At 40.4% G+C, this 13,105-nt stretch carries 11 protein-coding genes; 8 read left to right on the top strand and 3 right to left on the bottom strand.

From position 1 onward, the window contains the following. Positions 1-176: 176 nt before the first annotated feature. Positions 177-2,918 carry a TonB-dependent receptor gene (locus ACO4R2_RS09110; protein WP_484769976.1) on the bottom strand — a complete coding sequence of 914 codons (2,742 nt, stop codon included), beginning with the start codon at positions 2,916-2,918 and terminating at the stop codon, positions 177-179. A 570-nt stretch (positions 2,919-3,488) separates the two neighbouring features. Between ACO4R2_RS09110 and ACO4R2_RS09105 the strand changes: the two genes are divergently transcribed. The 8 genes from ACO4R2_RS09105 (at position 3,489) to glsB (ending at position 11,826) form a co-directional block, all read left to right on the top strand. Continuing rightward, positions 3,489-5,639 carry a Tex family protein gene (locus ACO4R2_RS09105; protein ID WP_484769975.1) on the top strand — a complete coding sequence of 717 codons (2,151 nt, stop codon included), beginning with the start codon at positions 3,489-3,491 and terminating at the stop codon, positions 5,637-5,639. A gap of 38 nt (positions 5,640-5,677) precedes the next feature. Continuing rightward, positions 5,678-6,109: a deaminase gene (locus ACO4R2_RS09100; RefSeq protein ID WP_311491205.1), complete on the top strand. Its 432-nt coding sequence runs from the start codon at positions 5,678-5,680 to the stop codon at positions 6,107-6,109. A gap of 1 nt (position 6,110) precedes the next feature. Further along, the gene (locus ACO4R2_RS09095) at positions 6,111-6,506 is read left to right on the top strand and encodes a YraN family protein (RefSeq protein ID WP_484769974.1); all 396 of its coding nucleotides are present in this window, start codon (positions 6,111-6,113) and stop codon (positions 6,504-6,506) included. Beyond that, positions 6,507-7,604 (top strand): biotin--[acetyl-CoA-carboxylase] ligase, encoded by a 1,098-nt coding sequence (locus ACO4R2_RS09090; protein WP_484769973.1) that lies wholly within the window; start codon positions 6,507-6,509, stop codon positions 7,602-7,604. Between the two features lie 10 nt (positions 7,605-7,614). Then, positions 7,615-8,913 (top strand): MATE family efflux transporter, encoded by a 1,299-nt coding sequence (locus ACO4R2_RS09085; RefSeq protein ID WP_484769972.1) that lies wholly within the window; start codon positions 7,615-7,617, stop codon positions 8,911-8,913. Positions 8,914-8,986: 73 nt separating this feature from the next. After that, complete coding sequence (gene pyrH, locus ACO4R2_RS09080) at positions 8,987-9,697, top strand: UMP kinase (RefSeq protein WP_311491209.1); 711 nt, start codon at positions 8,987-8,989, stop codon at positions 9,695-9,697. 273 nt (positions 9,698-9,970) lie between these two features. Beyond that, complete coding sequence (gene glsA / locus ACO4R2_RS09075) at positions 9,971-10,813, top strand: lyso-glycine lipid O-acyltransferase GlsA (protein ID WP_484769971.1); 843 nt, start codon at positions 9,971-9,973, stop codon at positions 10,811-10,813. Between the two features lie 17 nt (positions 10,814-10,830). Then, on the top strand, positions 10,831-11,826 hold the full coding sequence (gene glsB / locus ACO4R2_RS09070) for a glycine N(alpha)-acyltransferase GlsB (RefSeq protein WP_484769970.1): 996 nt from the start codon (positions 10,831-10,833) through the stop codon (positions 11,824-11,826). A gap of 64 nt (positions 11,827-11,890) precedes the next feature. On the opposite strand, the gene rd is transcribed toward glsB, so the two are convergent. Beyond that, positions 11,891-12,055 (bottom strand): rubredoxin, encoded by a 165-nt coding sequence (rd, locus tag ACO4R2_RS09065; protein ID WP_009347521.1) that lies wholly within the window; start codon positions 12,053-12,055, stop codon positions 11,891-11,893. 39 nt (positions 12,056-12,094) lie between these two features. Continuing rightward, positions 12,095-12,694: a superoxide dismutase gene (locus ACO4R2_RS09060; protein WP_183694294.1), complete on the bottom strand. Its 600-nt coding sequence runs from the start codon at positions 12,692-12,694 to the stop codon at positions 12,095-12,097. Positions 12,695-13,105 lie beyond the last annotated feature (411 nt).

Genomic DNA, 13,105 nt, shown 5'->3' with positions numbered 1-13,105 from the left:
TTCTATTATTAATACTGAAGCCTCTAAAACTTTTTTCTGAGTTCTTTTGTGACGAATGTGTATCCACGATATAGAGAGATGTAACTATCTTTATTGCGTCAGCTGACACAATAAGCGCGTCAGCTGACATCCTTATAGTATCAGCTGACGCGATAAGGATAATTATTACTCACATTTCAAAATATCCATGTTGCATTTAGCATAAAATATTTTGGAAGCGTCAGTTTGTTCTTTTCTTGCCAATAGGAGGCGGTGGCTATTCGTTCGATATTGTTCAACTGATGGAGTAAGTCATAGGCATCTAAACGAAAACCTAAATGTTTGCCAAAAGATTTACTGATGGAGGCATTCCATAGACTGCTACAGTGTCGAATGCCTGCCAAAGAATACCCCGACCGTAAGAATAGCGTGAAATCGGAATTTATTTGGAAGTCATAGGGTAAATTGTAGTTAAGAAGGATGCCATTGACCCAGTCTGTTCCACCATAATGGTTAGCACGATTATTGGTTGCAGAGAGCGTCTGTACACCTGTTTTTAGATTGATTTGTAGTTGTGGCAGACGCCATGTTAAGCGTAGGTTGGCTTTGAAGTTTTCAGAGTTGGACGAGCCTCGCGCCATATTGGTTAGAGAGGTTGTAGTAAAATAACTTTGATGTTGTATCCAAACTCCTACTTCAGAGCTAAGCGTCCAGTGGTTTTGAGTGTCTAAGCTGCGGCTATAGCCAGCATCCAAACTGACAAGATAATTCCCACTAACGTTTTTTGGTGTGAGGGTATAGACGCCCGTGGCAGTGTTGAGCAGAGAGGTATAAACCACTTCGTTATGCCCTATTGAATAACGTGTGTTTGCATGCCACGCTTGAGCAGATTTTTTTGCTTTTGAGGAATAGTTCAGCTCGAAAGTATGCTGCTGCGAGGGCTTTAAATGCGGATTTCCCTTATAGATTTGTTGCATGTTATAGGTATCAGTGATGTCGAAGAGTTGCGACATTTTTTGAGGGTCAACGCTCAAGTTATAATAAGCATATAGTCCAAAGGGGGACAACCACGTGAAAGAGGGTGTGAAAAGAGTGTAATGTTTCTGTATTTGTGTGGAACGTGTGTCGTTTGCCGTCCTTTTTTCAAAACTTAGTGGTAAACGAAGTAGTAGGATGTGACCATCTTTTATCCACTCCAAATCGCTCTGTAAGTTATGCCTATTGTGCCGAGCATTATAGCTGTAAGAGTTGATAATATCAAACGGGATGTCTCTGTCTTGTTTTGTGTAAAGATAGGAATAACCATAAGATAGTTTCCATCGGAAGGCTTTTAAAGAGATTTCGTAATCTATCTTAGTTCCAAATGAGTATGTCTGAGACGGAAGTAAAGCTCTGTTCTCTTTCATCATCCTGTCACTCACATTCCAGGTAAAGCGGTCGCCTCGATAGTGGTTAGACGCTTTTCCATCATAGAAAGAGGCGTCAGTGTCTAGTGTGATGGTGTTTCCCGTTAGTGGAGAAACGAATTTTACCAAACCTCCGAGCGCGGTGGTTAAATTTTTGGTCATACCCGCGTCTTTTGATTGGGAGTCGCTAATAAGATAGGGCGCATATATCGGAGAACGTACAGAGTCTATAGGTATGGTAATAGTAGAGGAGAGTGTTTTCAAAAGAGCTGATTGGGAGGTTGTGTTTTGCTCAGTCTTTTGATATTCAAGGAGGGATTTAAATTCTATAAAGACTTTGCGTAATGGCAAAACAAAGCGACCATTATATTCAAAGCTATGCGAGCGATTGTCTCCAAAAGTTTTCTCCAGTCCATCATAAGAAGTGCCATCTGTGAGGTAATGGTGGCTCATAGTGCCGCTTCCTATTGTCTCAATCTGCTGTCCTCCTTTGAGCGAAGCTGTTATATAGGCTTTTGAGCGTAGGGATTGCCAATAAATGTCAGCTCCTCCCTCCTTATCTATAGTAGGCGAAGTTGAAAAATCCTCTATGCTCCAAGTGTCTCCCTCAGTAGGGCGGCGAGTATCTCCCACATTGTTGAGGCGCCCATAGGCTGTGAATCGTAAAATGTCGCTTGAGTGCATAGCAAAGCCTCGCAGATTGTAGCGACTATGAGTTCCTCCGCCAAGACTAATGTTTCCCAGCCAACGACTATGATAGTCTTTGCGCAAACGCACATCCATAACCAAAGGGTCTTGCCTTCTATCTGTTGTGTCTTTCATAGTTAAATAGCTGTCTTCTGCTCCTCTTCTATAGACCTTGACTTTGTTGACTGCATAGGCTGGAAGATTGCGTAGAGCCACTGCTGCATCTCCGTTGAAGAAATCCTTACCATCGATTAGCAGACTGCTCACAAATTCTCCATTGACTAAGATCTGTCCGCCGTTTTTTAGTGAAACTCCAGGGAGTTGTTCTATGAGTTTATCCAAGAGAGAACCATTGGATAACTGAAAAGCATCAGCATTATAGATAATTGTATCTCCTTTTACGAGCATCATCACTTTTGAGGCTTTGACCGTTGCCTCGCGAAGCTCAATCACGCGCTCTAGGGAGAGATCGCCAACTTCATAGAGGGTAGTTCTTTTTCCATATTGCTTTTCAGGAATAGTAATAGGATAACTCAAATCCAGAAACTTATCTTTTTGTACGAGCAATGTATAGTTTCCGAAATTAGGTACTGCCAAACTAAATTCTATCAAAACATCACCTCCTCCATCTACGCCATAGAGTTTATAATAATCAACTGTCTTGGTGGAAGAAACAATGTCTCCTTGCGTGTTGATAGCCATAATTGATGCGTCCTCTATCGGCCTTTGGCTCAATTTTTCAACAACACGCCCATGAATATAGATGCTGTCTGTTTTTCCCTTTTGTTGTGCTATAGATATAGAGCTATATAGCGCAAAGAATGTGAGAAGAATCAATGTTTTCATTGATATTGTAAGATAAAAGCGTTGTATAAAGGATGGTCTACTTAGGAGTTCTGTAAATCTATGACCTTTGTAAAGACTTATCGCTGTCAATAATTTCGACGTATTTTTCAAAAGGGTTAGTTTGTTGAAAAGTACTTTGCTACGTTTGTTTTTTGGGGGGGTAAATGATGGTTTTTAGCTGTTTCTGTGTACGTTTCTGCTCCTTTTTTTACGTTGAAAAAATAGGGTTTCTTTGTGTCTGCTTTCATAATTCACATATTTGTAGTTGTCAATAATTAGTTGAAAATAAAAGATGCTTCCATGGAGATTGCTGACAAATATACTAAAAATCTATTATGTTTTCTATTTTTAGGTTTTATACATCTTTTACGTTTATAGTATTGAAGAAAGTTTTTTAGCTCCAAAGTCTATACTAATGCTCCTCGTTGTTCTATTTTATAAATGTTGGATTAAGTGTATTGTTTGTTTTTCTCTTTCTGTGATTATAATGTGTGGAGATGATAGATGTGCTCTATTTTCAACGGGCAATCAAAACTTATTGTTATCTTCGCTCGGTAAAAGAATCTATAAATGGAGATAGTTAATATTATAGCGCAGCGGTTGAATATCAACGAGCAGCAGGTACAGCGAACTATCAAACTTCTTAATGAAGGTGCTACAATTCCGTTTATCTCTCGCTATCGCAAAGAAGTGACGGGAGGATTGAATGAAGTGGAAGTAGCTGCGGTGAAAGATGAGAACGACCGACTCTCTGAAATGCAGCATCGTAAGAATACGATTTTGCTCACCATTGATGAACAAGGAAAACTAACTGACGAGCTTCGCAAGCGTATCGAGAATTGTTGGGATTCAACTGTTCTTGAAGACATCTATTTGCCTTATAAACCTAAGCGACATACACGAGCAGAAAAAGCTCGACAGCGCGGTTTGGAACCTTTAGCCGATTTGCTGATGAAGCATCCCGAGGCGCGATTGGATACTCTCGTTGCTCCATTTCTAACAGATGAAGTTCTGGATGAGGAAGCTGCTTTGCAGGGAGCGCGTGATATTATTGCAGAGAGAGTGAGCGAGAACGAAGAAGTTCGAAACACTGTACGTACTTCTTATAGTCGTCAAGCATGGATTCGTTCTGTGGTGGTGAAAGGAAAGGAAGAAGAAGCGCAGAAATATCGCGATTATTTCGACAATGCTGAACCGCTCTCCCGTTGTAGTTCTCACCGTTTGTTGGCAATGCGACGTGGAGAAGCTGAAGGATATTTGCGGGTGAGTATAACTCCACATGATGAGGAGCAGGCTATAGGTTTTGTGTTGCGAAAATGTGACTACCTCTTTGAGCATGGTCGTCCACAGTTCGTGCGAGAGTCTTCACAACTTCATCTAGCTGCTGTAGATGCTTACAAACGTTTGCTTCGTCCTTCTATCGAAACAGAGTTTGCGGGGCAGAGCAAGGCTAAGGCTGATGCAGATGCTATTCGTGTGTTTGCAAGTAATCTTAAACAATTATTGTTAGCTCCTCCACTCGGGCAGCAGCGCATTATGGGAATTGATCCTGGCTTTCGAACTGGTTGTAAAGTAGTTTGCTTGGATGCACAGGGAACTCTGCTTCACAATGAGACTATCTATCCTCATCCGCCTAAGCAGATGATAGGTTCTGCCATGAGAAAAGTGCGCAATATGGTTGAAGTGTATAAGCCTGACGCAATAGCTATCGGAAACGGAACGGCGGGGCGTGAGACCGAAACATTTATCAATAGTCTTAATCTTGGCGATGCTATTTCTGTTTTTTTAGTGTCGGAAGATGGTGCTTCGGTGTATTCTGCTTCAAAATTAGCCCGTGAAGAATTTCCCGATCACGATGTGACAGTGCGTGGTGCAGTAAGTATAGGTCGCCGCTTGGCAGATCCATTAGCTGAATTAGTAAAGATTGATCCAAAGGCGATCGGTGTAGGGCAGTATCAGCACGATGTGGATCAGAGTGAACTGAAGAAATCACTCGATTTAACAGTGGAAAGTTGCGTGAATGCTGTCGGCGTAAATCTCAATACTGCCAGTAAGAGCCTTCTTACTTATATTTCAGGATTAGGTCCAGCATTAGCACAAAATATCGTGGATTATCGTGCGGAAAATGGCCCTTTTTCTTCGCGTAAAGATTTGCTCAATGTACCACGCCTTGGTGCGAAAGCTTATGAGCAGTGTGCTGGTTTTCTTCGCATACCTGATGCTGTTAATCCTTTAGATAATACAGCAGTACATCCAGAGCGTTATGCACTGGTAGAGCAGATGGCGAAAGATGAACATTGTGATGTGCCCGAGCTCATACGCTCGGCAGAGAAGCGCAAGGCGATAGATCTACAAAAATACTGTACGGATGCTGTGGGCTTGCCAACATTGAACGACATTATCTCCGAGCTGGGAAAGCCAGGAAGAGACCCACGAGGTCATGCCACTGTTTTTCGCTTTGATGAAAAAGTGAAGAGCATTGAAGATCTAAAAATAGGTATGGAACTTCCTGGTGTTATAACGAATATTACCGATTTTGGCTGTTTTGTTAATTTGGGTATCCATAAAGATGGGCTTATTCATAAGTCGAACTTGGCAAATCATCGAGTGACTAATCCTGCCGAAGTGGTTCATATACAGCAGCGCGTTGTTGTTCGTGTGTTAGAAATTGATGAGCGCCGCGGGAGAATTGGACTGAAATTGGTGACGAGTGAAAAGTAATAGATATTTATTTCTTATACCTTAGAATCTTTAGAATTATGACCGACGAAGATTATATGACGAAAGCACTTGCAGAAGCGCGACAAGCTTATGAAGAAGGGGAAATCCCTGTGGGCGTAGTGGTAGTTTGTAAAGACCGCATTATTGCTCGAGCGCACAATCTGACGGAAACGCTTCACGATGTGACAGCTCATGCCGAAATGCAAGCAATTACTGCAGCTGCTGATGCTTTGGGCGGGAAGTACCTTGATCCTTGTACGCTCTATGTCACACTTGAGCCCTGTGTGATGTGTGCTGGAGCTTTGGGCTGGTCACAATTAGGTCGTCTAGTTTATGGTGCGAGCGATGAAAAGAGAGGTTTCTCTAAATTTGCTCCCGAAGCCCTTCATCCCAAAACAGAAGTGTGTAGTGGAGTTCTAGCAGAAGAATGCAGTGCCCTAATGAAAGATTTTTTTAAAAATAAGCGTTGATATGGCAGAGCATAATAGGCTTGGTGCGCTGGGTGAAGAGGTGGCTTGTCGCTATCTTAGCTCTCTTGACTATCGCCTACTTGAGCGCAACTGGCGTGTGGGGCATCTAGAAGTGGACATTATTGCTGACAACTACGGAGAATTAGTTTTTGTTGAAGTAAAAACGCGCAGTAGGGAAGGAGAGTTTACTGCTCTTGGAGCGGTCGATGTGCACAAACAGCGCAATCTGGCTGTGGCTGCAGAAGCTTATATGCAGGAGCATTATCTTAATTGTTCTTACCGTTTCGATGTTATCACTGTGGTAGGTGAGCAAGAGCCTTTTGAAGTGACGCACTACATAGATGCTTATTCCGTGGATCTTACTCGGCGGAAACATTACATTCATAAATTTTATTAGATGATAGATATAGAACAACTGCGTGAGTATTGTCTTAGTAAGCGGGGAGCTTCCGAGAGTTTCCCTTTTGATGATACGACATTGGTTTTTAAGGTGTGTAATAAGATGTTTGCAGTGTTACCACTTGAGCGCGCTGATTGTATTGTTTTAAAATGTGATCCTGAATATGCTCAAAAACTTCGCGCGCATTACGAAGGTGTAGGTGAGGCGTGTCATTTTGAGAAACTGCACTGGAATGCTGTTTATGTGGATAGTGATGTACGCGATGAACTCATTTTGCAACTCATAGACTTATCTTATGAATTGGTACTAAATAAGTTATCTAAAAAAGCCAATATCGTTTTTTTTGCTGAAAGTTTGCCACCAGAGGTAGGTTACGTACATCTTAATGTGACTGACTCGACAATGCTCTATCTCCGAGCACCTGAAGTGCGCGAGCGAACAGAAAAGTTTCTGCTTGTTGATGCTGATAAACAGAAAACAGGGAGGGGGCAACGAGGTACTCATTGGGAATCTGACAACGGAAAGAATATGACATTCGGTTTGTTAGCACATCCTAATTTTCTTCGAGCTGATGAGCAGTTCTATCTTTCAGAAATTACAGCTTTGGCTGTTGTTGATGCCTTGCGTCCTTATTGTGAAACAACGGTAAAGTGGCCTAATGATGTGTATTATGGCGATAAAAAAATATGTGGGATGCTCTTGGAACACGACTTACAAGGTTCAATGATTGCGCATACCATTGTGGGGCCTGGTATCAATGTGAATCAACAGAGCTTTTTAAGTGATGCCCCTAATCCAGTTTCGGTAGCACAGATTTTAGGTTTTGAAGTAAACCGATATCTTGTTCTTGAACGTTGGCTTCAAAGTTTTTTGCATTATTATTCTCGTTTGGAAAAAGGAGAACGAGAAGCTATCAATGAGGAGTATAAGGCTTGTCTCTATCGTCGTGAAGGTGTGTATACTTATCGTGATAAAAATGGAGAGTTCCAAGCAGAGATAGCTGATATAGAAGAAAATGGACATCTATTACTAAGAGATGCAGCAGGGCATTTGCGGCGATATGCTTTTAAGGAAGTTCAGTTTGTTCTCCAATAAGAATAATCTTATGAATCGCCAAATTCTAAAAATTGCAATTCCAAGTATTGTTTCGAACGTTACTGTTCCCTTGCTCGGCTTAGTTGATCTATGGATTTCTGGACATATTGGATCCGTCGATTGTATCGGAGCTATCGCTGTGGGCGGTATGATTTTTAATATGTTGTATTGGCTCTGTGGCTTCCTTAGAATGGGAACAGGAGGGTTCACTTCGCAAGCCTATGGTCGTGGGAATGTGGAAGAGATAAATCATATCCTCCAACGTTCGCTACGAATGGCTTTCGGTCTTGCTTTTGCCTTTATCCTGTTGCAGCAACCATTGCTTCGATTCTCTTTATGGATGATGAAAAGCTCTCCAGACGTTTCAATCATGGCTGGCTCTTATTTCCGAATCCTAATATGGGGGGCACCAGCTATGTTAGGTATTTATAGTTTGGCTGGATGGTTTTTGGGGCAGCAAAATGCCCGTGTGCCAATGATTGTGGCTATTCTGCAAAATGTTATCAATATATTGGTGAGTATGTTACTGACGATGTATTTTGATTGGAAAGTAGAAGGAATTGCCTTCGGTACGTTAGTGTCGCAATGGCTTGCTTTTCTTATGTATATATTCTTTCCGTTTTCAAACCATCGTCCTATAAGTGTCCTTTGGCGCAAAATTTCATCTCAAGCAGTACTTCCATGGGGACGTTTTTTATCCGTAAATCGCGACATATTTTTTAGAACACTTTGTTTAGTGGCTGTGCAGCTCTTTTTTACTGCAACAGGAGCAACTCAGAGTGATACAATTCTAGCTGCAAATGCTCTGCTCTTGCAGTTTTATATCTTATTTTCCTATGTGATGGATGGCTTTGCCTATGCAGGGGAAGCTATTGGAGGAAAAGCTTATGGAGCTAAAAATTTTGAAATGTTCCAAAATCTTACTCGCAATCTTTTTATTTGGGGAATAGGACTGATGCTTGTTTTTACCATTGTATATGTAATGGGAGGAAATGAGCTGCTGAAACTTCTCACTGCTCAGGGAGAGGTAATAGTAACAGCACAGAAGTATCTGCCTTATGCAGTATTTATTCCTTTAACTGGTTTTGCTGCTTTTCTCTATGATGGGCTTTATATTGGAACAACTTCGTCACGCCTTATGCTGCTTGCTGTTTTTCTAGCTGCTGCAAGTTTCTTTTTGCTTCGTTTTTTACTTTTTCCAAAATTCAGTAATGCTGGCTTGTGGATTGCTTTTCTGACTTTTATGTTTGTGCGGGGTGGTGTGCAGGCAATCTGTTATCATAGAATTTTTAGAGCGGAAATTAAATAAGCTTTGTTTGATGAGGCTTTTTATCATCAGATTCCTTAATTTCGCCTCTGAAAGAATTAAATATTAGAATAGAATGGCAAAATTTAATCGAATCTTATTGAAATTGAGCGGTGAAAGTTTAGCTGGAACACAAGGTTTCGGTATAGACACAAAGCGTTTAAACGAATATGCTCAACAAATCAAGGAAATCCATGAGATGGGCGTACAAATAGGAATTGTTATAGGTGGTGGCAATATCTTCCGTGGCTTGCAGGGAGCAGGTAAAGGCTTCGACCGTGTAAAGGGAGACCAAATGGGAATGTGTGCTACTGTCATTAATTCTCTCGCGCTAAGTAGCGCCTTAGGTGCTATTGGTGTAAAGAGTAGAGTCTTGACTGCTATTCGCATGGAGCCTATTGGCGATTTTTACAATAAATGGAAAGCTTTGCGAATATTGGAACGCAATGAAATTGTCATCATGGGAGCAGGAACGGGGAATCCTTATTTCTCAACAGATACAGGTTCTACTCTCCGTGGTATAGAGATTGAAGCTGATGTCATGCTGAAGGGAACGCGTGTTGATGGTGTTTACACAGCAGATCCTGAAAAAGATCCGACGGCAACTAAATTTGATGATATCAGTTACGATGAAGTGCTTCAGCGTGGTTTGAAAGTGATGGATACTACTGCCATCGCAATGGCCAAAGACAACGACTTACCTATCTATGTGTTCAATATGGATAAAGTGGGTAATCTTAAAAAAGTTCTTGAAGGAGAAAATCTCGGAACTTTCGTGCATGCTTAAATAACTAATATTGTTTAGACTTTAATCCAGAAATGTACTAAAATGGAAGTGTAAAAAGAATGTGAAGCTTTTACTTGCAGATTATTATTGCGTAAATTATATTTCATTTTAGTACATTTCTTCCTTTTATAATCTTTATATACTATCGTTTATTTCATGTGAAATAAACTTTCTATTGTCTATACCTGTTAATCTGAGAATTTTATTATTATTTTTGCAAAGCTAAACGAACAACAACTGTGTTCGTTGGTATTAGAAGTTGTAAAGATATTTATGTCTGAACATATTTATTTGATTGACCTTGATAGGGTTGTACATGATAAGATGGGTAAGAAGGCTCGTTTTGTCCCCCGTTTTCTTCTTAATTATTTGAAGAAAATTATTCATCAAGACGAACTTAATGTGTTTTTGAAGGGAGAAGGCGAAAAACAGGGGGTACCTTGGCTTTGGGATTGTGTTCGCTTTTTGGATATGAACCTTAATGTCGTGGGGCGTGAGAATCTTCCTCCAGTAACCGAAGCTGGGCACTATACTTTTGTTAGTAATCACCCGCTAGGTGGACAAGATGGTGTGGCGTTAGGTGCTGTTTTGGGAGAATATTTTGAAGGTCATGTAAAGTATTTGGTTAATGATTTACTCATGAATCTTCATGGGCTTGCCCCTCTTTGTATACCAATAAATAAAACAGGTTCGCAGAGTCGTAGTTTTCCTGCGATGGTAGAGGCTGGATTCCATTCAGATGATGCTATCATAATGTTTCCAGCTGGTTTGTGTAGTAGGAAAAATAAAGGAAAAGTGCGCGATTTGACTTGGCAAAAAACGTTTGTAACCAAGAGTGTTGAGACACATCGTGATGTGATTCCTATTCATTTTAGCGGCTCCAATAGTGAACGCTTTTATCGTCTCGCCAATATCTGTAAAGCCCTACATCTTAAGGTTAATATTGCGATGCTTTATCTAGTTGATGAGATGATGAAAAATCGTCATAAGACATTTACAATCACCATTGGTAAACCCATTCCATGGCAAACCTTTGATAAAACTCGCAAGCCTGTTGAGTGGGCTGAATATGTGCAGAATGTTGTCTATAATTTGAACAGAGAAACAACCTTTTAGGTTGTATGAAAAAGTATATGGAAGAAGAAATCATAGCTCCTATTGAACGTCGTTTGTTGAAATCTGAACTTACACCGGATCGTAAGTTACGCTCAACAAATAAAGGCGGCAATGAAATTTATGTTGTAACGTGGCAACAAGCCCCTAATGTGTTGCGTGAAATTGGTCGTCTGAGAGAGATTGCTTTCCGCACTGCAGGAGGGGGAACTGGATTAAGTTGTGATTTGGACGAGTTTGATATGTCTGATCACCCTTACTACCAACTGCTTGTTTGGGATCCAGAAAATGAAGTGATTCTTGGTGGCTATCGTTTCCTTCCTGGTAGCGATTGGAAATATGACAATGCTGGACAACCTATTCTTGCAACAAGTCACATGTTTCATTTCTCAGAAGAGTTCATTTGCAACTATGCACCGCGTACTACGGAATTAGGGCGTTCTTTCGTAACGCTGGAATATCAAAGTAGCCGTGCAATGACCAAAGGTTTGTTCGCATTAGATAATCTTTGGGATGGTTTGGGCGCTCTTACCGTGATTATTCCTGAATTGAAATATTTTTTTGGTAAAATGACGATGTATCCGAGTTTCGACCGCCCCGCTCGTGATATGATACTTTACTTTCTAGATAAGCATTTTGGCGATAGAGATCATTTGATTATCCCAACTAACCCAATTAAACTAGAAACAGACGCTTTCTTCTTAGAACGTCTTTTTGTGGAAAAGGATTTTAAAGAAGACTACAAAATATTGAATAAGAATGTTCGTGCTAGAGGTTATAATATTCCTCCTCTCGTTAATGCTTACATGAACCTTTCGCTGACAATGCACTTTTTTGGTACAGCGATAAATCATGCTTTTGGAGAAGTGGAAGAGACAGGTATTTTGATTGCCGAAGATGAAATTCTAGAGGAGAAACGTAGACGCCATATCGATAGCTTTTTAAAGGAACATCCAGATTGGCAGCGCGACTTAAGCCAGATTCTAATGATAAATCGACATCATTGTGATGAATAAAAAAGGAAGGATTCCTGATGGAATTCTTCCTTTTACTATAAGTATGTGTCTTAGTTTGTAGCTTTTATTCTTCAACTACTTCAAAGTCGTCTTTACCAACGCCGCAGAGAGGGCATACGAAATCTTCGGGTAAATCTTCAAAAGCAGTTCCAGGCTCAATACCTGCATCTGGATCTCCAACCTCTGGGTCATATACCCAGTCACATACTGTACAACGATACTTTTTCATTTTGATGTCTTACTTTAGTGTTAATTTAATAACGTATAATTAATAATAGATGTTGAAAAGATTTTTCTCCATGCGCTGTTCTACTAGCTGCCAGTCCGTCAACTCCCATACGGCTTCGCAAAAGTCCGCACGGCGATTTTGGTAGTCTAGATAGTAGGCATGTTCCCAAACGTCTATAGTCATAAGCGGAGTCATGTTCTTTTGTAGTGGATTACCTGCATTTGTCATCGCTTCAATGTTTAATTGATTGCGTTCGTTGTATGTAAGCCAAATCCACCCAGAACCGAATAATCCCGTAGCTTTTGCCATCAATTGGTTTTTGAAATTATCTATACTCCCATACGTTGCTATCAATTTCGCTTTCAATGTGCCGCTGATAGGTTTTGCAGTGGGAGATAAAGTTTCAAAGAAAAATGTGTGATTCCATACCTGGGCAGCATTATTATAAATGGCACCATTGGCCGTTCTAACAATTTCTTCTAAACTCTTATCTTCAAATTCTGTTCCCTTGATGAGCTTGTTTAAGTTGTCTGTGTAAGCTTGGAGATGTTTGCCATAATGGAACTTCATCGTATCCTCACTTATCCTAGGCTTCAATCCATCAAGAGGATAGTTGAGCTTGGGCATTTCATGCTTCATAGACTATGGCGTTTATATTGGAATGCTAAGATACAGCATTTTCTATTATCGTCCAAATATTTTCCTGCCTTTTTATAATTGTAGGTGAAATTTTGTTCCTTTTTTGATTCATCCCCAAAATGCGTTAATATTATCCTTTCGTTATATAATAAACTCAATATTCTCTTACCAACAAAAAATACATAGGAGAGCGTTCCTACTCACAAAAGCTCACACTCCTTATAATATAGCTTCCATTACAATAAGCCTGTGAGCTGACACAATAAGGCTATCAGCTGACATCCTTATTGTATTTTCAAACGCAATAAGGAAGCCAAAGCTTGCTTCTATTATTATAGTAGTTTCAATAAAAAAGCCCAGAAGCTTTAGAAATCTTGTTTATTTTGTTAATATGTACATAATCAGTGCTTT

This window comes from Alloprevotella sp. (genome assembly GCF_057240785.1).
Note: the sequence above shows the minus strand (reverse complement) of the source record. Positions and strands in the feature narration are given on the sequence as shown.